The 22437-nt window shown below is 64.0% G+C and carries 23 protein-coding genes; 10 read left to right on the top strand and 13 right to left on the bottom strand.

The genetic code is table 11. The annotated features are described in order from the left end of the window. Positions 1 to 3: 3 nt before the first annotated feature. Positions 4 to 1929, bottom strand: coding sequence for a COG1361 S-layer family protein (locus G9C82_RS06145; protein WP_127013620.1), 1926 nt, complete (start codon positions 1927 to 1929; stop codon positions 4 to 6). A gap of 204 nt (positions 1930 to 2133) precedes the next feature. Between G9C82_RS06145 and G9C82_RS06140 the strand changes: the two genes are divergently transcribed. Beyond that, positions 2134 to 2754 carry a TetR/AcrR family transcriptional regulator gene (locus G9C82_RS06140; RefSeq protein WP_004963914.1) on the top strand — a complete coding sequence of 207 codons (621 nt, stop codon included), beginning with the start codon at positions 2134 to 2136 and terminating at the stop codon, positions 2752 to 2754. Here the strand turns inward: G9C82_RS06140 and G9C82_RS06135 are convergent. Then, on the bottom strand, positions 2751 to 3293 hold the full coding sequence (locus G9C82_RS06135; RefSeq protein WP_004963911.1) for a response regulator: 543 nt from the start codon (positions 3291 to 3293) through the stop codon (positions 2751 to 2753). The two genes, G9C82_RS06140 and G9C82_RS06135, sit on opposite strands and share 4 nt — an antisense overlap. Positions 3294 to 3417: 124 nt before the next feature. Between G9C82_RS06135 and G9C82_RS06130 the strand changes: the two genes are divergently transcribed. Beyond that, positions 3418 to 4026: a hypothetical protein gene (locus G9C82_RS06130; protein ID WP_007189077.1), complete on the top strand. Its 609-nt coding sequence runs from the start codon at positions 3418 to 3420 to the stop codon at positions 4024 to 4026. Positions 4027 to 4102: 76 nt separating this feature from the next. Beyond that, positions 4103 to 4390, top strand: coding sequence for a hypothetical protein (locus tag G9C82_RS06125; RefSeq protein ID WP_004963905.1), 288 nt, complete (start codon positions 4103 to 4105; stop codon positions 4388 to 4390). Here G9C82_RS06125 and G9C82_RS06120 read toward each other — a convergent pair. Then, positions 4387 to 5238, bottom strand: coding sequence for an NAD(+)/NADH kinase (locus G9C82_RS06120; protein ID WP_127013619.1), 852 nt, complete (start codon positions 5236 to 5238; stop codon positions 4387 to 4389). The two genes, G9C82_RS06125 and G9C82_RS06120, sit on opposite strands and share 4 nt — an antisense overlap. Before the next feature lie 108 nt (positions 5239 to 5346). On the opposite strand from G9C82_RS06120, the gene G9C82_RS06115 reads away from it, so the two are divergent. Beyond that, entirely contained in the window at positions 5347 to 6465 is a 1119-nt protein-coding gene (locus G9C82_RS06115) for a KaiC domain-containing protein (RefSeq protein WP_127013618.1), read from the top strand. On the opposite strand, the gene G9C82_RS06110 is transcribed toward G9C82_RS06115, so the two are convergent. Further along, on the bottom strand, positions 6462 to 7175 hold the full coding sequence (locus G9C82_RS06110) for a DUF4013 domain-containing protein (protein WP_127013617.1): 714 nt from the start codon (positions 7173 to 7175) through the stop codon (positions 6462 to 6464). The two genes, G9C82_RS06115 and G9C82_RS06110, sit on opposite strands and share 4 nt — an antisense overlap. A 157-nt stretch (positions 7176 to 7332) precedes the next feature. Here G9C82_RS06110 and G9C82_RS06105 point away from each other — a divergent pair, with 157 nt between their 5' ends. Further along, positions 7333 to 7776 carry a universal stress protein gene (locus G9C82_RS06105; RefSeq protein ID WP_049939108.1) on the top strand — a complete coding sequence of 148 codons (444 nt, stop codon included), beginning with the start codon at positions 7333 to 7335 and terminating at the stop codon, positions 7774 to 7776. Positions 7777 to 7778: 2 nt separating this feature from the next. Here the strand turns inward: G9C82_RS06105 and G9C82_RS06100 are convergent, their stop codons facing one another. Both G9C82_RS06100 and G9C82_RS06095 read right to left on the bottom strand, forming a co-directional pair. Then, positions 7779 to 8210, bottom strand: coding sequence for a universal stress protein (locus G9C82_RS06100; protein WP_004963892.1), 432 nt, complete (start codon positions 8208 to 8210; stop codon positions 7779 to 7781). Between the two features lie 69 nt (positions 8211 to 8279). Next, complete coding sequence (locus tag G9C82_RS06095) at positions 8280 to 10130, bottom strand: ATP-binding protein (protein WP_011224778.1); 1851 nt, start codon at positions 10128 to 10130, stop codon at positions 8280 to 8282. An 87-nt stretch (positions 10131 to 10217) separates the two neighbouring features. Between G9C82_RS06095 and G9C82_RS06090 the strand changes: the two genes are divergently transcribed. Both G9C82_RS06090 and G9C82_RS06085 read left to right on the top strand, forming a co-directional pair. Beyond that, positions 10218 to 11009, top strand: coding sequence for an endonuclease/exonuclease/phosphatase family protein (locus G9C82_RS06090; protein ID WP_127013616.1), 792 nt, complete (start codon positions 10218 to 10220; stop codon positions 11007 to 11009). 43 nt (positions 11010 to 11052) lie between these two features. Continuing rightward, complete coding sequence (locus G9C82_RS06085; RefSeq protein ID WP_004963886.1) at positions 11053 to 11388, top strand: hypothetical protein; 336 nt, start codon at positions 11053 to 11055, stop codon at positions 11386 to 11388. Between the two features lie 91 nt (positions 11389 to 11479). On the opposite strand, the gene G9C82_RS06080 is transcribed toward G9C82_RS06085, so the two are convergent. After that, positions 11480 to 12730 carry a DNA double-strand break repair nuclease NurA gene (locus G9C82_RS06080; RefSeq protein WP_127013615.1) on the bottom strand — a complete coding sequence of 417 codons (1251 nt, stop codon included), beginning with the start codon at positions 12728 to 12730 and terminating at the stop codon, positions 11480 to 11482. 55 nt (positions 12731 to 12785) lie between these two features. Continuing rightward, positions 12786 to 13178 (bottom strand): hypothetical protein, encoded by a 393-nt coding sequence (locus G9C82_RS06075; protein WP_004963876.1) that lies wholly within the window; start codon positions 13176 to 13178, stop codon positions 12786 to 12788. A gap of 171 nt (positions 13179 to 13349) precedes the next feature. Between G9C82_RS06075 and gpmI the strand changes: the two genes are divergently transcribed. After that, on the top strand, positions 13350 to 14909 hold the full coding sequence (gpmI, locus tag G9C82_RS06070; RefSeq protein WP_127013614.1) for a 2,3-bisphosphoglycerate-independent phosphoglycerate mutase: 1560 nt from the start codon (positions 13350 to 13352) through the stop codon (positions 14907 to 14909). Positions 14910 to 14926: 17 nt separating this feature from the next. On the opposite strand, the gene G9C82_RS06065 is transcribed toward gpmI, so the two are convergent. Beyond that, positions 14927 to 15595 carry an RNA 2'-phosphotransferase gene (locus G9C82_RS06065; protein WP_007189065.1) on the bottom strand — a complete coding sequence of 223 codons (669 nt, stop codon included), beginning with the start codon at positions 15593 to 15595 and terminating at the stop codon, positions 14927 to 14929. 186 nt (positions 15596 to 15781) lie between these two features. Here G9C82_RS06065 and G9C82_RS06060 point away from each other — a divergent pair, with 186 nt between their 5' ends. Both G9C82_RS06060 and G9C82_RS06055 read left to right on the top strand, forming a co-directional pair. Next, the gene (locus G9C82_RS06060) at positions 15782 to 16516 is read left to right on the top strand and encodes a bifunctional helix-turn-helix transcriptional regulator/GNAT family N-acetyltransferase (protein WP_007189064.1); all 735 of its coding nucleotides are present in this window, start codon (positions 15782 to 15784) and stop codon (positions 16514 to 16516) included. 91 nt (positions 16517 to 16607) lie between these two features. Further along, positions 16608 to 17099: a pyridoxamine 5'-phosphate oxidase family protein gene (locus G9C82_RS06055; protein ID WP_004963863.1), complete on the top strand. Its 492-nt coding sequence runs from the start codon at positions 16608 to 16610 to the stop codon at positions 17097 to 17099. A gap of 7 nt (positions 17100 to 17106) precedes the next feature. Here the strand turns inward: G9C82_RS06055 and nadC are convergent, their stop codons facing one another. The 4 genes from nadC to G9C82_RS06035 form a co-directional block, all read right to left on the bottom strand. After that, positions 17107 to 17928 carry a carboxylating nicotinate-nucleotide diphosphorylase gene (nadC, locus tag G9C82_RS06050; RefSeq protein WP_127013613.1) on the bottom strand — a complete coding sequence of 274 codons (822 nt, stop codon included), beginning with the start codon at positions 17926 to 17928 and terminating at the stop codon, positions 17107 to 17109. Then, complete coding sequence (locus G9C82_RS06045) at positions 17928 to 19487, bottom strand: L-aspartate oxidase (RefSeq protein WP_011224788.1); 1560 nt, start codon at positions 19485 to 19487, stop codon at positions 17928 to 17930. The genes nadC and G9C82_RS06045 overlap by 1 nt, the downstream gene beginning before the upstream one ends. A 2-nt stretch (positions 19488 to 19489) precedes the next feature. Then, positions 19490 to 20617 carry a quinolinate synthase NadA gene (nadA, locus tag G9C82_RS06040; RefSeq protein ID WP_174789895.1) on the bottom strand — a complete coding sequence of 376 codons (1128 nt, stop codon included), beginning with the start codon at positions 20615 to 20617 and terminating at the stop codon, positions 19490 to 19492. Positions 20618 to 20886: 269 nt separating this feature from the next. After that, positions 20887 to 22383, bottom strand: a complete 1497-nt coding sequence (locus tag G9C82_RS06035) for an amidohydrolase (RefSeq protein ID WP_127013612.1) — start codon at positions 22381 to 22383, stop codon at positions 20887 to 20889. Positions 22384 to 22437: the final 54 nt, after the last annotated feature.

Genomic DNA, 22437 nt, shown 5'->3' with positions numbered 1-22437 from the left:
GCGTTAGCGGAACCTGAAGTAGCCGCCGATGGCCAGGGCGGCCACGAGTGCGACGCCGATAATCACCGTCAGTGGTGAACTGCCACCGCCGGAGTTGGTCACGGAGACCGGAAGCCGGTAGGTATCAGACACCGGCGTATCTCCGTCCGGTTCCTCGTACTGGAAGTCCACCGAAACGGGGTAGCTCTTCGTCATCGCGGCACCGCTTGCGCTGATGCCGAACTCGATGGTTGTTGATTCACCCTGGTCAAGGCTGTCGACGTACGCCTGGTCGTCCGAGACGGAGATCGGTGACTCGGCGAACAGTTTTGCCTCGATATCGGTCAGTCGCTGCCCGGCGTCGTTGGTAATGGTCACTTCGAGCGTGCTGGACCCGCCAACGTTGACGGACGCGTTCGTCGTCTCGACAATGAACTCATCGGCGCTCCCGTCGACGCTCTGTCGGATTTCGAGCGTGTCGCTCTCGCGCCTGTCGTCCTCACTGTTGCGGTAGGTGGCGACGAAATCGAACTGTCGTGGGCCGGCGTTCGCGTTATCGGACACGTCGGCATCGAACGAGACGGTCGTCGACTCGCCCGGCTCGAGGTCGCCAACTGCGTACTGGGTCTGCTTCGGCGAGATGTTGTCGTGGGTGCTCTCCCAGTTCAGGACAACGTTACGGACCGTTCGGTCGCCGGTGTTGGTCAGTGACGCTTCCAGCGTGCCGTCGTCACCCGCCTGCAGGGTCGATTCAACGTCGCCTAGCTCGAAGGACTGCTCTGGCTCGGGCCGGATTCCGAGTGCGATTCCGTCGTCAACACCGGAATCACCCTCCGGGTCGTTGTAGCCGACTGTGGCGGAGATTGCATACCCTCTGACGGACGCGTCCTCGCTCGCGGACGCGTCAACGCTGACGATGCGAGTCTCTCCTGGTTCCCACGTCCCGATGTACTGCTCCGCGGAGTTGGACTCACCGAACGCGATTTCGCTGCTCTGTGAGCGCAGGGAGACCGTGGCGTCTCTGACAGTCACTGGCCCATCGTTGTGGAGCGTGACGTTGTACGTCCCCGAATCGCCGATGGCGACGTCACTGTCGACGCCCCGGACGCTGAACGTTTGCTCGCGGGCAGGTGTAATCCCGAGCGACGAGGCGGACGTACTCTTTCGTACCCCGTCCGTGTCGTCGAAGTCGACCTGCAGGTCAAACTGGTACGGTTCGGCTCTGGCGTCGCCGCTTGCACCGACGCGGTACCGGAGGGTCCGCTGTTCACCAGCCTCCCAGGTGTCGATGAACCGGGAACTGCTGGTGTCGCTACCGACTGTGAGTTCAGGGTTCGTTGATTCCAGCGTTACTGAGGCTTCTCGGGCTGGTTCGTCACCAGTGTTTTCGACGGTGACTGCGACCGTCCCGACTGAGTCGACGCGTGCGCCGGAGTCGACGCTCACCACGTCAAAGGCCGCGTCGTCGTCGATTTCGAGTTCGAGTTCGACCCGTTCGGTCGCGGTCTTTTCGTCACGTGCCCCGTCGTTTTCGGAGATATAGCTCGTGTACTCGTATTCGATGATGACGGGAACGGTGTAGTCCCCAGGACTTGCGTCGTCATCGACGCTGATGTCGAATGAAATCGGACTCGTCTTGCCTTCCGGGACGGAGCCGACGGCCTGCTTGCTCGTTGTTACCGTAATCGGGGCGTCTCCGTCGTTGACCTTGACTGTGGTCCCGCGGGCGGTGGTCACCTCACTGTTCTGTATTCCCTGGCTCGTGGACCCAGAGTCGACCGTTCCGCTGTTGACGAGGACAACGTCGAGTGTCGTCTCCTCACCGGGTGTGACGGTATTATCGATGAACGTTGCGTCGAAGTCGGGACTTCCGGTCACGGCCCCGATAGCCGTTCCGGATGCCATGAGCAATGCGACAACAGCCAGCGTCAGTAATGTTCGTGGTTTCATGCGTAGGGACACTTCGGACATGCCGTGTCGTTATTTCTGTCCGGAGCGGACGTCATGCGTGGGAGATCGGCATATATGCCCACATACGTCTGTACAGACTCCCGCCCGAACCGTGTACATCGAACGAACGTTCGGTCGCCTATCAACGTTGTGGTTCAGTAACAGTGGGAAGATATTTACTGCCCGAACGAATATTCGGTCGGGATGAGTGATGGAATTCCGTTCGCCGGGGAGCCAGCGGACTCGCACGAGGCGATAATGCGAGCCACGTTCCGTGCCCTCCGGGAATACGGGTATGCCGGACTTTCGATACAGCGAATCGCGGACGAGGCCGACCTCAGCAAATCGACGTTTTATCACCACTTCGATGGCAAGGAGGACCTCCTGTTGTCGTTTCAGGAGTTCATCCTCACGGAATTTAACCGCATTTTTCAGATCGAGTCGACCGGCGACCCCGAACAGGACATCAAGACGTTTGTCAGTCTCATTCTCGACGATTTCCCGGACTGCGTCGAAACGCCAACCAAGAACGCCGTACTCGGTTCGTACGTCGAGATGCGTGCTCAGGCAGTCCAGAACCCGGACTTCCGCGAGAAATTCACTGAGACGGACGAACTGTTCGCCCGACAACTCGTACAGATCATCGAGGACGGCATCGAACAGGGAGTCTTCGCCGATGTCGACCCCGACACGGTTTCGCGGTTCATGATCACGATACTCGACGGCGTAATTCTTCAGAGCGCAACGCGCAACGACAATCCTGTCGCCGAGGTTCGGGATACCATCGACGAGTACATCGAAGAGACGCTGATTCTCAACACCTAGCTTCGGCTGATAGACTGGTACGTCTGTTTCAGCTCTTCGAAATCATCGTTCTCGGCGTGCAGCATCCACTCCAGTTCCCTGGCACGTTCCTTTAGCTCCGTGTACTCGGCGCTCGATTCCAGCTGTGACGCGGACTTTTCGCGTTCCAGCACAGAGAGCTTCGAGGAAATCCGGAAGTACTCGTCGAGCCTATCGTCCTCGTCGGGTCTGTCGAGATGTTGATCGAGCGTCGACAGGAGCGTCGACTGGCCGACCGGCTTCTGGAGGTAGTCGTCGAACGGCATCTCCAGAATATTCAGATCAGCGTCGACCGCGGTCAGCATGATGATGATGCCGTCGTACCCTCGCTCACGCAACCGCGAAAGCACGTCGTCACCGTGCACGTCGGGCATTCGTCGGTCGAGCAACACAGCGTCGAACTCCGGGCCGGCAGCGTCGAGTGCCGCCTGACCGCTGTACGCGACCGTAGTCTCGTAACGCTCACCCAGTTTCAGGGCCTGCGTGTCGGCGACGTCGTGTTCGTCGTCAACGACGAGCACCCGCGGCGGGCCGCCTGTTGTTCTGGACACAGTATTACGCAGGTCTAGGGCTGGCAACTGTATATGTCTTATCGGCAGCCGCCTCTCGAAAAGCGTTAACCGATGGCCCATTGAGTGTGTACCGATGAGCAAGTCGTCGGCGGACACAGGCGGTCGACACCGTCTTGGCAGCCTCGCGGCCGTGATCGGGTGGATAGGAGCAGGAGCGGTCGTGCTCGCCACCGTCGCGCTGGCGGTGCAGTCAGTGTTCTCACTCGGGCTCTCGGAACAGGTCACCATCGGCCTCGGTCTGGCGCTTGGCGGCGGGCTGGGCGGCGTTTCCTACCTGCTGGTGACTGATTCGCCCGGCGAGACGACCGACGAGACGATGACTGTGTCGGCAGATGCCAAGCACACACCGGAGCCACAGCCGGTCGACCTCTTCGACGGTCATCCTGACCCGGTGTTGTACTTCGCCGACGAGGGCCACGGCCCGGTCGTGCGTGCAGCAAACGAATCGTTTGGGGCCACGTTCGACGTCCCGTCCGACCGCCTCAGCGGGACAGCCCTCTCAGAAGCCCTGCTCGTGGCCGGTATCGACGAAGTGGACGCCGAGACAGTCAGCACGGCTGACCTTGATGTCGTCGCCCTCTCGACGGCACCCGACGAACCGCGGCAGTTTCGGCTGCGGACAGCCGGCGCCCCATCGACCGGCTACCTCCTGCTCACACCGCTGGGGACAGCGGGCGAGTGAACGGCCAGACGCCGCCCGCGGGTCGGCGGCGTAACGGAACTTTAAAGATTCCATCCCGGCGAGATTCTGGATAGGAATGCTCGCGTCACCGCTGCAACTCATCGATAGTTTCCTGCTGAACTACACCATCGGTGATGTCCTGCTACTCGGCTTTGTCGGTGGGCTCGTCGCAATTCTCCCGCAACGATCGCTCCGGATGCTGGGACTGCACACAATTGCGCTGGGCGCACTGCTCGTGATTACGCCGGCATCGGCGATGGAACCGAACAGTGCGAGCGTCCTCGCATCGTCGTTCCAGTACAAACTATTCGGTATCGTGCTGCTCGTCCTCGCCCCGGTGCTGTACGCCGTCGGTCGGCGTTAGGCCAGCTTGTCAAGTGCGGTGAAAAAATCAAGCGGCGGACCGGCAAGCCGGACCGGCTCGCCCGCACGCGAGACCGTTATCCGCTCCGGTGGGACCACGTCTTTTCGAACCCGCCCGTCACTGACGACGACACCGCTGTCGGCGTCTGTGAGTTCGACGACGATTTCGCTGTCAACGTCGACGACCAGCGGTGGCGTCCCCATCTCGTTTGCCATCCCCGTGATGATGAGGCCAGCCACGTCGGGGTGGACGAGCGGCCCGCGTTCGCTGAGGTTGTACGCCGTCGAGCCGGTGGGTGTCGCCACCAGTACGCCGTCGGCGTGGCCGGACGTGTACAGCGAGTCATCGACGTACACATCGACCGTCGCCCCGCCGCCGTGACCGCGGCGCTCGCCCTGCACGACGACCTCGTTTAGCGCCGGCGACAGCTCCCAGTCGTCGCCGCTGGCCTGCAACCGCGGCTTGGCCCGCGTTCTGGCGCTCCCGGTTTTCTGGATGTGTTCGACCTCCGCGACGACCGTCTCGACGGCCTCTTCGGGTGCAATAGCGTTCAGAAAGCCGACTTCGCCGAGATTGACCCCCAGTATCGGCGTTGACCCCGCACCGCGGGCCGCGTACAGAAACGTCCCGTCGCCGCCGATACTCACGACGAGATTACAGGCGGACATCTCATCGACCGGAGCCGAATCGGGCACGGCTGCCTCCCATGCGTCGTGGTCACCCAGCGCTCCGGCGGTCGTTTCGTCGACAACGACGGCCGCCGACGTGGCGCGCAGTCGGTCACACAGTGTACTCGCAAGCGACATAGCCCGGTCGTTGTCCCGCTGCGCGACGATCCCGACAGTCATTGTCGGACGTTCCCGCCGGCCGTATATAAACCCTCTACGACAGCAATTATATCAGTCCCGACGCGTATCCACTTCCATGGGCCGTTCGTGTGGCTGGTGGTCGTGCGTATGAGTGAGGATGATGAGTCCGACGACGACTGGTTTGAAAGTGCGCTGGACGACGAGGACGGCGACAGCGAACCGACTGAGGCAGACGACATTTCGGCGACGCCATCCGAGAGCGACACCGAGGAACCGGCGTCTACCGGCACTGACTCGTTTGGGGCCGACAGTGACGACGGCAAGCGCAGTGGTGATAGCAGCCCGTTCGATGACGACGGCAGCGCCGCTTCTGGCGGGGACAGCAGCCCGTTCGACGACAGCGGCGGTGACCCCTTCAGCAGCGAGAGTGGGCCTGCTGATGCCGACGCTGGGTCCCCCGGCGATGGTGATGGCGGCGGGCTCTTTGACGACGACTTCGCCACGGCGTTCGAGTCTGCCGGCAGCGGTGGCGGTGATAGCGGGAGCGACTTCGAGGAGGAGTTCGAGTCCGATATCCCACGGGTCGACATCGGTATCGAGGGACTCGACCAGATGATTCAGGGCGGGATTCCACAGCGCCACCTCATCGTCACTATCGGTTCAGCCGGAACCGGGAAGACGACCTTCGGGCTGCAGTTCCTCCACCACGGCCTCCGGAACGGCGAGAACGCGGTGTTTCTGACCCTCGAACAGTCCCACGACGCGATACTGGACACCGCCAGCGACCGCGGCTGGGGATTCGAGGAGTACGAAGAACAGGGCCAGCTGGCGATTGTCGACCTCGACCCGGTCGAGATGGCGAACAGCCTCGACAACATCCGGGGCGAACTCCCGGCGCTCATCGAGAAGTTCGGCGCTGACCGGCTGGTGCTCGACTCCGTCTCGTTGCTTGAGATGATGTACGACGACCAGTCCCGTCGACGCACCGAAGTGTTCGATTTCACCCGGTCGCTGAAACAGGCCGGTGTGACGACGATGCTCGTCTCCGAAGCCAGCGAGACCAACCCCTTCGCGTCCAGACACGGTATCATCGAATACCTGACGGACGCCGTGTTCATCCTTCAGTACGTCCGGTCAGACACCAGCGAGACGCGACTCGCCGTCGAGATCCAGAAGATACGGAACGCGAACCACTCCCGGGAGACAAAACCCTACGAGATAACGAACGACGGCATCTCAGTTTACCAGCAGGCTAACATCTTCTAAACCGTCGCCGTCCCGACCGACTCCGCTTCATCCCGATCATCAAGTGCGGCGTTGTAGCCGCTGGCCCAGAGGTCCGTCGCGACGACGAGCACGTAGAAGGTGGCGAACGGACTGAGCAGCACGGCAATAAGCGAGCCGATGAATGGAACGACATTGAGCAAGTTCACCACGACGTTGACGGCGATGAACAGGGCAATCGAGACCAGCCACGGTGTCGCGTACTCCGGAGACATGACTAACGTCCGTAGCGTCCCGAAGTCGAACCCGGCACCGAACTCGCCGGTACAGGCGAAGTGGATAATAGCCGCTGTCGCAACGTAGCCGAACACCAGCGACAGGACGAACGAGATGGCCAGCCCACCGAAGAGGCCGGCCAGGCCGGCACCCGCTCCGGCACGAGTCCCGGTCGCCAGCGCGAATAGGCTGCCGCCGACAGTTACTCCGAACACGACGAGCGGGACGAGCATATACACGATACCGATGAGCCAGGCTTTGACGCCGTCGACAAGCAGTTCCCCCCAGTTTTCGAACCCTGGCGGCTGTGTCGCCCCGTCTGCTCGCTTGCGGATTGCCTGAACGAGATAGCCGTACACGAGGATTGCAGGGACGACGAGGAACGAGAGGAGGCTGAGGCCCCCGCCGATGAGGACGGTCACGGTCCAGTCGTCGTCCTCCATGGGATACGTGAGTGCATCGTCTATCGATTCCATGACTATTGGTCACACTCAACAGGGTTAGTTACAGACAGCTTGCCGGGTTATTCGCTCGGCTTACCACAGGACCGGGATGTGTCGCCACCGTCACTTTCTCTCTGCGATTGCCCCGGTTAGCGGAACCAATAAATCACAACCGGGCAACAAGTGGGATATGGTACTACTCGTTCCCTTTGACGGCTCGGCCCTGTCGAAAGCCGCGCTCACGCGGGCGATGGAGTTCGCGGACTACCGCGATGAGGATATCACTGCACTGTCTGTTATCCCGGACGATGCGGCGTACGCGCGGGAACACGGCTGGCTCGACGCGGATGAGGCGTTCACTGTTGAGGCGGTCGCCGACCGGATGCGAGAGCAAGCCGAGTCAGTCGCCCCGGCGGCGTCGTTCCGCTATGAGGTCCCGGAAGACGTGAGCTCGATGGCATCGACGACGACGAATATCACCCGGACAATCAGAGAAGTCGCTCACGAAGAGGAGGCCTCAATCGTGTTCATCGGCAGTGAAAACGCCGGGCGGGTGTCGACGCCGGTCTGCAGCGTCGGCTCGCCGGTCTCAGAAGACCCCGAATACGACGTCCATATCGTCCGGCACCCGTAGCGCTATCTGACGACAGTTACGGGGATGGACGCCCGTCTGACGACGATTTCAGCGACGCTACCCAGCAGGATACGAGACATGCCCGAGCGGCCATGGCTCCCCATGACGATCTGGTTGATGTCGTGGTCATCCGCGTACTCCACGATGACCTTTGTTGGTCGCCCGACCTCGATGACGCGTTCGACGGACTCGACACCGGCCTCGGTCACTTCCGACTCAAGGTCGTCGAGGAGGTCCTCCGCCGTTGCCTTCTGTGTCTCGTACCACTCCTCGGAGAACGAGGGAATCGATGCCTCCGCGCTGTAGCCGGCCTCTGCGGGGTTGATGACGTGCAGGAGAACGAGTGTCGCGTCCGGATGCTCCTCGGCTGCGAACTCACAGGCCACCGATGCCTGGTCTGAGCTGTCGACCGGAACAAGGATTCGTTTTGCCATACGTCCACTTCCGCTGGGGCCGGTTTGAATCTTCGGCCCGCTGCAATCGGTGAGTTGGCCTGCGGTCTGTCAGTCTCGCCCGTGGCGAGTCACACACGTTGACAGGCCGATGAGTTCGACTGGCTCGGAGTTATCGGGCGAGTAGACGACCCGCTGGCCCTTCTCCATGTAGGGAACCTTCGATTCCAGATTGCTGGGGATGTTCACCGCCGAGATGGCGTCTTCGTCGCCGAGGTTGAGTACCATCGTCGTATTGATCTGCTTGAACACCGGGTCGGCGATGTCCTGTGGGTCCTGCGTGATGAGGTACAGGCCGAGACGCTCCTTGCGGCCCTGTTTGGCGGCCTCGGTGAACTTCCCGATGACCTTGCGGCCCTGCACGCTGTCGGCGTCGGTCAGGAAGTTATGGGCCTCGTCCATCCCGAGGACGAGCGGCGTCTCCTTGATGCGGTCGTAGTCCGGGTCGTTCGAGAGCTTCTGGTCGATGAGCAGGCTGGAGACGGCCAGTACGATTGTCGATGCGGTCCGGGAGTCCGTGATGTGGTACGTCGGGATAACCGTCAGCCCGCCGTCGCGGACGAACTGCGAAATCTGGTCGGTGATTGGTCGGGCGTCCTGGTCGAAAACCGCGCCAAAGCCCTGAACGCGGCGCTTGACAGCGTCGAACGTAGCCTCGTGCACGTCTCCCGCCTCGTCCAGTTCCTCCTTGAGCGCGGGGTCTCCGAGGAAGGTCCGGAAGTCGCTGTAGGTCCCGCCCTCCCCGTATTCGCGCTTGAACCGCGGGAGCAGTGTGTTCACCAGCGCGCCGTACTGGTTGTCGTTCAGGCTTGACCCGGCGATGAGCCAGGGATTGTCGTGGACGAGTGAGAACGGAATCGTGAACTCCACCTGCTCGGCGCGGTGGTGGCTGGCGTTGTAGTCGGCCCCGGCCACCTTCGGAACGAAGGCGATAGTGTCGTCGTGCCCGCCGTAAGCGATGCCTTCCCGTTCACAGCGCCGCTCGAACTCGTCGGTCATCTCGGGGTTGTCGTCGTGCATCTGGGCGTACTCGTCTTGGGGGTCGAACTGGACGACGGCGAGTTCGGGTGTGCGGCCGTCGCCCATCTCGTAGGTCCGACCGAGATACTGCCGCAGGACGTTTTTCGAACTGTGGGTTTTCCCGGACCCGGTCCCGCCAGCAACGAGGGTGTGCCGGAACACGAGCGGGTCACCGGCGACGTAGTCGTCTTTCAGCCGGTAGTCGATGGTCGGCGGCTCGGCGGCCGTCCGGACCTTTTCGCCACCGACGGCAAGGTGGCCCAGAAAGACGCCGTCCTCGGGAATCTTCAGGCCGGTCTTGATCTCGGACTTGTCGGTGGCCTCCCGGACGACGGTTTCGGGTTTTGGCACCCGGTCAGTCATCCGCCGTTTGAGTTCGCCACCGTCGCTGTACAGCACTGCAACCGGCTCAAGCTCGGCGATGAATTTGAAATCCCGCTCGTCGATGCCCCGCTCGCGCATCGCTCGCCGGGCGTGGATTTCGGTCGCGTCGTCGGCATGGAACTCTTGGGCGTACTCCAGGGCCTTGATGCGGCAGAACAGGCGCTCACCGCCTGGGTATGGGACGAGTAGATACGTGCCGATGCGCAGACGCGAGCGGTTCCGCGCGGTGACGTACGCCCGGAGGACCGTTTCCTCCGCTTCCTCGCTGATCCGGAGGCCGTTCGCGGCCGAGAGGACGCCGAGGCCGGTGTCTGTTCCGGCCGGTGTCACATCCATATCTTCGAAGTCATCGTCTGCAGACTGTGTTGTCGGGTCGGTTTCCTCCGACGCATCGACAGCCCCATCACCGTCATCGGCCGTCTCGGCCGACTGTGCGGCCTCGTCGTCAGCCGCCGCGTCGTCGCCGTCGAAATCAGTGAAATCCCCGAGGTCGGACATACCCCAGTTCAGGGTAGCCGGGGATTAACACCTTTCCCCAGCAGCATGAATGTGAAACCTTACCCGGATGGCTGTCAACGAACGCATATGAAGCCGACGCGGGTGATGTCTTTCAATGTGCGGTACGATACTGCCGGGGATGGGGTAGACGGGTGGCCCCACAGGCGGCGGCTGGTGGCGGGGACCATCCAGTATCACAATCCCGATATTATCGGGGTGCAGGAGGCGATGGCACACCAGCTCCGGGAGCTAGAGGTGTTGCTGGACGGCTACGAGTGGGTCGGTGACCCCCGCGACTCAGTCGACGCCGGCGGGGAGCACACGGCCATCGGCTACCGGGCCGAGCGCTTCGACTGTGCGGCCACGAACACGTTCTGGCTCTCAGAACAGCCCGCCGAGCCCAGCAGCGTCGGCTGGGACGCCGCCTACCCCCGCGTGGCGACCTGGGCTCGCCTCCGTGACCGCGACACCGACGACGACCTGCTGTGTCTGAACACGCATCTGGACCATCAGGGGGCTGACGCCCGGGTCGAGGGCATCGAACTGGTGCTTGACCACCTCGATTCTATCGCCCGGGATGCTCCTGCAGTACTGATGGGCGACTTCAACTGCGTCGTCGGCGAACCGGCCTACGAGCGGGCCGAGGGCCACGGACTCCCGGACGGCCGCACGCTCGTCGACGCCCGCGACATAGCGAGCGTCATCCACGGTCCGACGACGAGCCGGACCGATTTCCACGACCTGCTCCCTGGGATGGGTATCGATCACGTGTTCGTCAGCGAGGACGTGGCCGTCGACACGAGGGCCGTCATTGCCGACCGCGACGACGACCACTACGGCTCCGACCACTTGCCTGTCGTGGTCGACTGCGAGCCCTGACCCGGGGGAGAATCTTTTGCCGTTGGGGCCCCTATATAGGATTATGTTGCTTATTCGGGGGACGGCAGGCGGGACGGCGCTGACCGGGACGCTGTACGAACCGGGTGAGGAGCCGCCCGAGTTCAAGGGCGCGCCGGACGAGGGGACGCCCTACGTCTGGGTCTGTGACGCTTTTTACGAGGTCGAGAGCGGCGGGCAGGTCCAGTCCATCGGCGACCGCGAGATACGAATCGCCTTCGAATCCCCGATGCCCCGCGGCTTCGAGACGCGCGATGCGGCCATCGACGCGGCCAAGGAACATGTCCGAACGCAGTTCGCCCGGCTCGGCGTCGCCGGCGAGACGGTCGACGTGACGGTACAGCAGGCCGAGACGGCGTAGTCGGAGTGGCCCGTTTTCTGAGTCAGCGAACGACCGGTGAGTTATACGACGGTGCCGAGTGCATTGTTCTGGCCCGTCGCGACTAGCCCCTTCAGAACGATTCTTCGACGGCGCCCCACCGGATGTCGTTGTACTCCCGCTCCCGGTCGGTCTCGAAGGTCCGCTCGATGCGGCGGGTGAGTTCCTCACTGCCTTGCCGGTCGATTTTGGCAAGCTCGTCGGCCTTTCCGATTGCCAGCGGCGGCCCCTGTTCCCGGGCCACGTCGTGGAGTATCTGCCGGGTGAGTTTGGTCCGGCACTCTGGGTCTTTGGTGAACGCGTACGGGGCCTCGACGCGGAACACGAGGTCCGAACGCGGGTCGTAGAGGACGAAAAACGTCACCTCGTAGGCCTCGGGGTCGAGCGACCGCTCGATGCCCAGCGCGTCACCGTCGGCGGCCATGATGCCGTCAGTGCCGCCCCGCGAGCGGAACCAGTTCGTCGCAGTGAGACAGTCGGTCTGGCGCTCGCCTTCGTCGTCGCAGCGTTCCAGGATTCGGCGGAAAAAAGCAGTGTCGTTCACCCACGGGGCGTTGGTCTTGCGCCGGAGTGCCCGCGTGAGGGCCTTCGTCGAGGAGTTCTTGATGAACCCGACCATCGGGACGTCCCGCTCGACGAACCGCTCGACGAGGTCGACGTAGTTGTTCACGACCGTTTTGGGGCGGTCGTCCTCCGCGAGCAGGTCGGCCAGTTCGGTGTCGCGGTCGGCCCAGCGGAGCACGCCGGTCGGATAGATAGGGCCGTCGAGGATGAACAGGTCCTCGACCACGTCGGCGTTGGTCAGCGCGTGCCGGCTCTCCGCGAGGTACAGCGCCAGTGCGTGGACGACCCGCTGCTCGTAGCGGTCGACCTGTGGCACGTCGAGGACGCGCCGTTTGGCGTAGCCGCGGTCCCCGCCTTGCCACTCGCCGTCGAATCCCAGCGTCGCGTCGTTCGAGTGGACGGCCATGATGATGGTCCGGCCCCGGTGGAGTTCCACGTCCGAGGGCACACTGCCCATCGCAGCCTGGGCCACGTCCAGCACCAGTCCATTCTTGAACGTCGTCGGATTGATCGTCCCCGAATCCAGGCCGTGCTGGGTCGGAAACGGCGGGTCTGCCAGCGCGATATCCTCGATAGGGACCTTCCGGCGGCGCTGCTCGTCCAGCGGCTCCAGAATCTTCGTTCCGTCCTGCCACAGCGGGTCGAGAAAGCTGTCCCACACCTCCTCGGCGGCCGCCTCCTGGTCACTCGTCTCGACGGTCTCGCGTACCTGCCCGGCGAGCTTGGCGATTCCGTCGACGTGAACCGGGTCCAGCGTCATGCCCGTGGGTTCGCCGGGACGGGCATAACCCTTTGGTCACCCGCCGATTCGGTGGTTACTCCTTGCCCGACTCCTCGCGGAGCAGGCGTTCGATGGCCTCGGCGATTTCCTCGTAGGACTGCATCGTCAGGCCGTCCGTGGTGATGAGCACGCCCTGGCGTTCGGTCGTCGCCCGCACGAGGTAGCCGTTGGAGAACGCGCGCACGGTGAAGCGATAGTCGCCCAGTTCGGACTCTTGGTATGCGTTTTTTGTCTGCTTGTACCCCTGCCATTCGTGGCCGACGAAGTCGTTGAGGTCGGCGTCCTGTTCGAGGTCGTCCCGCAGGTAGAGCTGCTCGAAGTTCGCACGTGTGAAATACGTCACCGAGCGCAGCGAGTCGCCCGTCGCCGTCCGGGCTGTCGTAACGATTGCGTCGGCCAGATCCTCCGAGAGAATATTTCGAGTCATGCCCGACCGAAGGCGGGCCACCCTCTTAATTTCAGGGTTCCAGATACCGACAACGATAGCGGGGCGGAGGCGGGGGGATAGCCCCACCAGCACCGCCGAATTTCGCATTATCGACCGTCACGTTCGGGACTGACCGACAGTGTATTAGGCCGGTCGCGTGACCCACTGGATATGGACGCCGGACTCATCATCTTGGACGGGTGGGGCCTGAATCCGGACGACGATGTCCGGGATGCCGTCGCCGCCGCCGACACGCCGAACTTCGACCGCTACCGAGACGCGGGCGCAGCGTCGACGCTTACCACCCACGGCCGCCGGGTCGGCCTCCCGGAGGGCCAGATGGGCAACTCAGAGGTCGGCCACCTCAACATCGGGGCCGGCCGCGTCGTCAAGCAGGACTCTGCTCGCGTCAGCGACAGTATCGCCCGCTCGCGGGGCGAAGCCCCGCCCGATGACGACGCACAGGACCCGCCGTTCTTCGAGAACGAAACGATTCTATCGGCCTTCGAGCACGCCGAGGCGCACGGCGGCCGGGTTCACTTCATGGGCCTCGTGTCGGACGGTGGCGTCCACTCGTATCAGGACCACCTGCACGCACTCATCGAACTCGCCGGCGAGCGCGGGACTGACGCTGTCTCACACGCCTTCACCGATGGCCGGGATACCTCGCCGACCGGCGGCGAGGACTACCTTGCTGACCTCGAAGCCCACGTCGAGGAACACGGGACCGGCCACGTCGCCACCGTCTGCGGACGCTACTACGCGATGGACCGCGACCAGAACTGGGAACGGACCCGCCGGGCCTACGACGCCATCGTTCACCGAGAGGGCGACCACCACGCCGATGAGGCCGTCACGGCCGCCACGGAGTCGTACGCCCGCGACACCACTGACGAGTTCATCGAACCCACGACTGTCGGTGACCACGCCGGCCTCGAAGCCGGCGACGCGGTCGTCTTCTTCAATTTCCGGTCGGACCGCGCCCGACAGCTCACCCGGATGCTCGGCGATATCCGACCCGAAGACTGGGGGGCCGACACCGAGCCACCGGACACCCGGCTGGTGACGATGACGCAATACGACGAGACGTTCGACCTGCCGGTCGCCTTCCCACCGAACCAGCCTGCGGACGTGCTCGGCGAGGTGCTTTCCGAAGCCGGGAAGACACAGATTCGACTGGCCGAGACGGAGAAGTACCCCCACGTCACCTACTTCCTCAACGGCGGCCGTGAGGTCGCGTTCGACGGCGAGAGCCGCGAAATCGTCGATAGCCCTGACGTGGCGACCTACGACCTCCAGCCAGAGATGAGCGCGCCGGAACTGGCCGACACCGCTATCGAGTTCATCGAGACTGAGGACCCCAGCGCGATGGTCCTGAACTTCGCCAACCCCGATATGGTCGGCCACACCGGCGACTTCGACGCGGCGGCGACCGCCGTCGAAGCCGTTGACGAACAGCTCGGGCGACTGGTCGAGACAATTGGAGCTGCTGGCGGTCACGCACTCATCTGTGCCGACCACGGGAACGCCGACGATATGGGCACGGAAGACGACCCGCACACGGCCCACACGACCAATCCCGTCCCGTTCATCTACCTCTCTCCCGACGGAACTGCCGGCGGTCGGACTGCCCGTGACGGCGGGACGCTGGCCGACCTCGCGCCGACGATGCTCACGCTCATGGGTATCGACCGGCCGGACGCGATGACCGGCACGCCGCTGGTCGAGTAGCGGGCGACGCAACCACGCTATTTTTCGAGCAGCGAAAGGTACACCGGCGACACGCGGTCAGTTGTGTATGTCTCGGTTCCGCGCTTGACGATTCGGCGGTCATCGGACTGCATTGCCGTGGCGTCGACGACGAACACGACGGGGTCGGCGGCGTGGCGACGCCCCACCTCCCGGGCCGCCGCGGCGGATTCGGAAAGGTGGACCGTCTGGCGGCTCATCGGCTTCAGTCCCGCCTCGCGTATCGAATCGACGTTCCGCGGGGCGGTCCCGTGGTACAGCGTCGCCGGAACGGGGTCATCGGTCCCGTCGAGGGTCACGTCAACGGAGTGTCCGTATGCCGCGCGAACACGGCCGCCAGCGGTCGCAATTCCTGCTTCATTGCCGACGCCCGTCCGCTCGAATCGCCCTTTCGGGTCCGTGGCGATGACGCCGGCCAGTGCCGCAGCATCAGCCCAGTCGTACTGTCGCTCGACTGCGACACGGAGGGCATCGAAGCCCGTCCACCCCGCTTTGTCTACCTCGATGCCTGCGTCTTCGGGAAAATGTCTGAGCGCGCCCGAGACGAACTTCGAGAGCTGTCGTCGCCGTGCGCCGTCGAGAATGTGGGTCCCAGCTCCGTCACAAACCGGGCACGTGTCGCCCTCGAAGAAGCCGTCTTCGGGACAGCGGCGGACCGCGTCTGGCATAGTCGAGAATGAGCCACGACCATACAAAAGCGTCACGCGGACGTGCCAGTTTTCTGCGACACAGACACCTGTTCCAGCCGGTTTCACCGGCGGCCACGGCAGCGCTGCTGGCAAGGCGGCCTGCAATTGCAGGTGACGGTGCTGGGTAGCTTCAAGTAGATACAGTCATCAGTGGGCCATAGCGAGATGCCGTCCCCAACAGACCTCGAACTCGGCGGTGAGCGGTCCGACGTGTACCGGTTTGTGGAACGGAACGGCCCTGTCGCGCCCGCCGAGGTGGCCGAAGCTATCAGTGTCGACCCCGAGCGGTTCCAGCACCACGTCTCCATTCTCAAACGGGACGACCTCATCGAGGCCACCGAGGACGGGAAGCTCACCGTGGCACTTCATGGCGGTGAGACGGCCGAACACTACGAAGCCGGCGTTAGCTACGAGATACGCCCGTCCCGGCCGTCGGACCTCTCCGGCGTCGTCGGCACGATACGCGACGTGACCAGTGAAGCGCCGTATATTATCGCGGCCGGCGTCGCGGAGCAACTGGCCTACGAGGACACGCTCGTCCGGTGGGGTCCCAACCGCTGTCGCGTCGTGTTCGTCGCCACGGTGGACGACGATGTTGTCGGCTGGGTCCACGTCGCCATGTCCGAAGTGGACGAACTCGCGTCGACGGCCGAACTCACGCTCGGCGTGATGGAGACGTACCGACGCCATGGTATCGGCAGTCACCTGCTTCACCGCGGGGTCGAATGGGCCGCAAGCCGTGGCTGTCGGAAGGTGTACAACAGCCTGCCGGCGACGAACGAGCGAGCAATCGACTTTCTGAAGGCGGTCGGCTGGACGACTGAGGCTGTCCGCACTGACCACTACGAAATTCGGGGCGAACTGGTCGACGAGGTGATGCTGGCCCGCCAACTGGACTGAGACGGACTGTATAGCGTCCCACCGCGTGGTGAATAGCGACCCCCGAGCCAGCGCCCTGTGGCTTTATGATTATCTACCGACAAGTGCTGGCGTGACATTTGAGCAACTAGAAGAGTACGGGATGCTCCAGATGGACAGCGGGGATATCGAAAAGACGCTCGAACGCAAGAGTATCGGCGTGCTCGGCGTCCCAACCGACTCCGCGCCGCTATTGCGCCCGCTCAGTTTCTGGTACGACGGCGAGTCTGCGCTCTATTTCGTCTACGTTCTCGGTAGCGACAGCCGGAAGGTGACGGTGAGCGACCAGGCAGACGTTGCCCGGTTCCTCATTTATGATATCGAGACGACGTTCAACTGGCGCAGCGTCCTGCTGACGGGGACCATCGAGCGAGTCCCTGACGACGAACGCAGGGCAATCGAAGACCAGATTGACACTTCATGGAAGCCTGACGTGTTCGAGCGGGCGGCCGAGACGGAGGCCACAGCGCTGTACCGGTTCCAAATCGATGACCGGGCCGGTATCAAGCAACTCGAACTCCCGCCCGAACTCAGGTCTGAATCCTCGTCGAGTCGGCCGGAGTAACCGGGACTCAGCCCGTTCGGAAGGAGAAATCCAGCGTCGGCGCGGAGTGGGTCAGCGACCCCATCGAGATGATGTCCACACCTGTCTCGGCGTAGGCCGGCACGTCCGCGACGGTGATACCGCCACTGGCTTCGGTGAGCGCATCGGCATCTGACGCCGCTACGAGGTCGACAGCCCGCTCGGTCTCGCCGGGGGACATATTATCCAGCAAGACGATGTCTGCGCCGGCTTCCGCGGCCTGCGGCGCGTCCTCCGGGGCTTCGACTTCGACGTCGAGTTTTGTTGCGAAGGAGACTCTCTCGCGGAAGTGCTCAATAGCGTCAACGAGGCCCATTTCGGCGACGTGGTTGTCCTTGACCATCACCATGTGTGAGAGGTCGAGCCGGTGGGTGTCGCCGCCGCCAGCCGCCACCGCTCGCTTTTCGATGCCGCGCAGGCCAGGGGTCGTCTTTCGCGTGCCGGCAATGCGGGGCGTGGAGTCCCCTGCGGCCGGGTCCGCCGCGTCGACGGCGGCACGGGTCTTCGTCGCCACGCCTGAAGCGTGACCTGTGATGTTCACGGCGACGCGCTCGCCGCGGAGCACCGACTGCGCGGGGCCGTCGACACGAAGCACTACGTCGCCAGCGTCGATGGCGGACCCGGAGTCGACCGATGTCTCCACCGCGCAGTCCAGATACTCGAACACCGCGGTGGCGGCGTCGAGGCCCGCCACCACGCCGGACGCTTTCGCTACCAGACGGCCCTCGGTCGTCCCGGGTACGTCGTTGGTCACGTCGTGGTGGCCTACGTCCTCGCGGAGCCACCGCTCGATGTCACTGTCGGTAAGCATCAGTCGGCCGTGGACTCCGGTGGCTCCTCGCTCGCGTCCACGAGATTGTGCGTGCCGACGCTCTCCTCGTTTTCGGCGGCGTGGCGCGCGATCAACAGGGCGGTGACGCTCGCGTGGCGGAGTTCGTACAGCGAGCGACTGGTTCGCGTGCGGACGTAGGCATCGACCTCGCCCTTGAGCCGGCGGAGGACGGCCATCGCGCGCTGGAGGTCCGCGGGGTCGCGCTCGACGCCGACGTTCTCGGCCATCACGCGGGTCAGCCGCTGGAACTTGTCGCGGGCAAACCGCTCTGGCAGGTCCGGGTCGCGTTCGAGCAGTTCCGGCGCTTCGATTGGCTCCGGGTCGGCCCCGGCAGCGTCCCCGCCAGCCCGCAGGCCCCAGACCAGCCCTTCGAGCAGGGACGTGCTGGCGAGGCGGTTCGCGCCGTGGACGCCGGTCCGGGAGCATTCGCCGACGGCGTACAGTCGGTCCAGCGTCGTCCGGCCGCGGTCGTCGACGTTGATGCCGCCACAGAGGAAGTGCTCGGCGGGCGCGACCGGAATGCCGTCTGTCCAGTCGATGCCGTGCTCTTTACAGCGGTCTGCGAGGTTCGGGAACTCTTCGGCGAAGTCAAGCGGCGAGACATCCAGCGTCACCTCACCGGTCGCCTCTCGCTCCGCCTTGACTGCCCGGGCCACCACGTCGCGGGGCGCGAGTTCGGCGTCCGCGTGGTAGTCGGGCATGAACCGCTCGCCCTTGCCGTTGCGCAGCAGACCACCCTCGCCGCGGACGGCTTCGCTGACGAGGAAGGCCACGTCGCCCGCTCCGGCGGTTCCACCGCCTCCGTCCGAGCCACGGGGTGGCTCGCTATCGAGCGTACAGGCCGTGGGGTGGAACTGCACGTACTCCATATCCTCGACCTCGGCTCCGGCGAGCGCGGCCATGCCGATGCCGTCACCGGTCGTGTTGTCGGGGTTCGTCGTCCGCGGGTAGAGGTCGCCGATGCCGCCGGTCGCCAGCACGACGCTGCCGGCGAAGTACGGGTCGACCTCGCCGTCGGATTCGAGCATCGCGCCGTGGACCCGCCCCTCGTGACGGATGAGTTCGAGCGCGGCGGTGTCGTCCAGAATCTCCACGCCGTCGTGGTCGTCGATGTAGTTCAGGAACGGGACGTGAATGTGCTTGCCCGTCGAGGCGTCCACGTGGAGGATGCGGTCTTCGCTGTGGGCGGCCTCGCGGGTGAAGTCGTGGCCCGAGCCGTTCTGGTCGAACTCGACGTCCAAGGTCTCAAGCAGCACGTCCTCGACGGCCTCGTTGGCATTCTCGACCAGCACATCGACGGCGTCGGGGTCGGCGGTGCCGTCGGAGGCGGCCATGATGTCGTCTTTGAATTCTTCGGGCGTATCTCGGGAGATGGCGATGCCGCCCTGTGCCCACCAGGAGGAGGAGCCTTCCGGGCGGGTCGCCTTCGTGGCAAGCGTCACGTCGTCGCCTTCGCGGGCCGCAGCGAGCGCTGCCGCCAGTCCGGCGATACCGGAACCGATGACCAGCACATCCGTCGTAATCGGGTCGTCCGTCATGGTCAGATCTCCAGCATTCGGTCCATCGCGACCTGTGCCAGTTCCTTCTCCTCGGGCGCGACTTCGATGACGTTGCGCTCGCGGCCCTCGACCAGTTCCTCAAGCACCCATGCGAGGTAGTTCGGGTCGATCTGGCGCATGGCGTTGCAGTCCATGCAGGCGTCGCCACACAGCGGGACGACATTCACGTCGGGATGCCACCGCTGGAGGTGGTGCGTGAGGTGAATCTCCGTGCCGATGGCCCACGTCTCGCCGGGGTCGGCCTCGGCGACGGACTCACAGATAGTCGACGTGGAGCCGGCCACGTCGGCGGCCTCGACGACCTCGCGGCGACACTCGGGGTGGACGATGACGTTCGCGTCGGGGTAGTCCTCGCGGATGGACTCGATGTGGTGCTCTCGGAACCGCTCGTGGACCTGGCAGTACCCCTCCCAGAGGATGACGTCGTTTTCGACGGCGTCAGCGGCGTCGGTCCCCTCGGCGTCCCAGGGATCCCACTCGACGGTTTCGTCGGCCATGCCGAGCCGGTGTGCCGTGTTTTCACCGAGGTGTTTGTCGGGCAAGAACAGCACCTTGTCGCCCTTCTCGAAGGCGTACTCGAAGGCCTTGTGCGCGTTCGAGGAGGTACAGACCAGGCCGCCCTGCTCGGCGCAGAAGGCCTTCAGGTCGGCGTAGCTGTTCATGTACGTGATAGGGATTATCTCTTCGTCGTCGTCGAGCGCCGCGGTCAGTTCGGCCCACGCGGCGTCGACCTGCAGCGCCTCGGCCATGCCGGCCATCGGGCAGGAGGCCTCCATCGACGGGAGAATCACGGACTGGTCGTCGTCCGTGATGATGTCTGCGGATTCGGCCATGAACGTCACGCCGCCGAAAATCACGTAGTCGGCGTCGGACTGGGCGGCTTCTTTCGAGAGCTGGTAGGAGTCGCCGATGAAGTCGGCGTGTTCGACAATCTCCTGTCGCTGGTAGTTGTGGCCGAGGATGACCACATCATCGCCAAGCTCGGCGAGCGCGCTCTCGATGCGTTCGGTCCGCTCGTCCGCATCGAGGTCCCGGTACGACGGCGGGAGCTGCTCGAGGTTGTCATACTTGAAGAGGCTAAGATCCGTCTCGAACGCGGCGGTTTCCATTTCGGGCACGTTGTATCCACCTGTGGGTACTCACACTTCGCAACTACTTCGTGAAAAGATTTTATCTTCAAAGAAGCTAGTTGGTGGCGGAGAAAATTGTGTATCCAATATCGGTGGCCACTATACTTTTGTTTCCGGGGTTGGTGACCGCTCTGGTTTTATATCCGGCTTTGGCGACTTATCCGGTTCTATATCCCGTATTGCTGAATCAAGTTGTTTGTTACCGAACAACAAGAACCGAGGCGCTTCGATACCGCTCTTTGTTTGATTCAGTCCCCGGAGTCGAATACGATGTCCCCGGCGCTGACGGTCATTGTGACGTCTATGTCCGAAATCTTCCCGTTCGGTACTTCCCACGGCGAGGCCGATAGCACAGCGAAATCCGCGACCGACCCCGGTGTGACTGTGCCCATCCGGTCCTCGTCGAAGCCCGCATAGGCAGCACCGCTGGTGTACGCCCGGAGCGCCTTGCCGACTGTCAGTCGCTGGCTCGGCTCCGGCGCGGTAACGGCCTGCTGAACACCATACAGCGGGGAAAGTGGCATACAGTCGCTCCCGAAGGCCAGTTGTGCGCCGGCATCCACGAGGTCGCGGAACCGGTTCGTCAGCCCGCGACGTTCGCCGAGGCGCTCGTCGTACAGGTCGCCCGGCGCTGCCCAGCGGTGGAAGTTCGGCTGGGCCGAAACGACCAGCGGCGACGCTGCCAGTCGCTCCACCAAGTCGCCGGTGAGGACTTCGGCGTGTTCGACGCGGTGGCGCTCGTCCGCGGCGTCGACGGACTCGATAGCCGAGAGCAGCGCGTCGATGGCCGCGTCACCGATGGCGTGAGCGGCGAACTGGAGGCCCGCGTCGTCGACCGCTGACACGAGTTCCCGGAGTGCGTCCGGGTCTGTCCGCCACTCGCCGGCGCTATCGCTGTCGGCGTAGGGGGTCCGAAGCCGCGCGGTTCCAGCCCCGAGCGACCCGTCGATGTACGCCTTGATAGCGCCCGTTTGCACTCGGTCGCTCCCGTGGTTCGTCACTAAGCCGAGTTCCCGTATGGCGTCGAGGTGGTCTGCCCAGTAGTTGAGCCGAACCCGCAGAGAGAGTGCGTCTTCGGCGTCCAATTCGCGGTACACCTGTGGGGCGTGAGACTGCCGCACCATGTCGTGGACGGCGGTAATTCCTTCCGAGAGCGCCACCTCCTGTGCAGCCAGCAGATACTCCCGTGTCTGTGTGTAGTCGGGCGCGATGGCGTCGAAGACGGCCTCAGCGGCTTCCTCGACGAGCACACCGGTCGGCGCGCCGTCCTCGGTGCGGACGCCGTCGTCGGGCAGGTCCAGCGTGTCCAGCGCGGCGTGGTTCACAGATATCGTGTGAATGTCTTCGCGCGCGGCTACGACCGGGCGGTCAGTGCTCACTCGATCCAGTGTCGCCGCCTGCAGCAGCTCGCCGTCCCAGTCGCTCTCGTCGTAGCCAAAGCCCAGAACCCAGCCCTCGCCGTCGTCGGCCGCCAGCAGCCGGTCGATGCAGTTGTCCGGGCCGTCTGCCCCGGCGAGGTCGGCTTCGACCGCACGCCGGCCGACGATGTCAAGATGCGTGTGGGCGTCGACGAAGCCGGGCAACAGCACGCCACCGCGACAATCGACGGTCTCAGCACCCGCTGTCAAGAGTTCGTCCGGGTCACCGACGGCGGTAACCGTGCCGTCCGTCACTGCAACCGCGGACGCCGGGTCGTCGCCGGATAGCGGCCGTACCTCACAGTTCGTGAATACGCGGTCGACCATACAGACTCCGGGCGCGGCGACTGCAAAACGCTTGGCCCGCCAAGAGCAACTGTT

This window comes from Haloarcula sp. R1-2 (genome assembly GCF_011627385.1).
Taxonomy (GTDB): domain Archaea; phylum Halobacteriota; class Halobacteria; order Halobacteriales; family Haloarculaceae; genus Haloarcula; species Haloarcula marismortui.
This window is presented reverse-complemented; position numbering and strand designations above follow the sequence as displayed.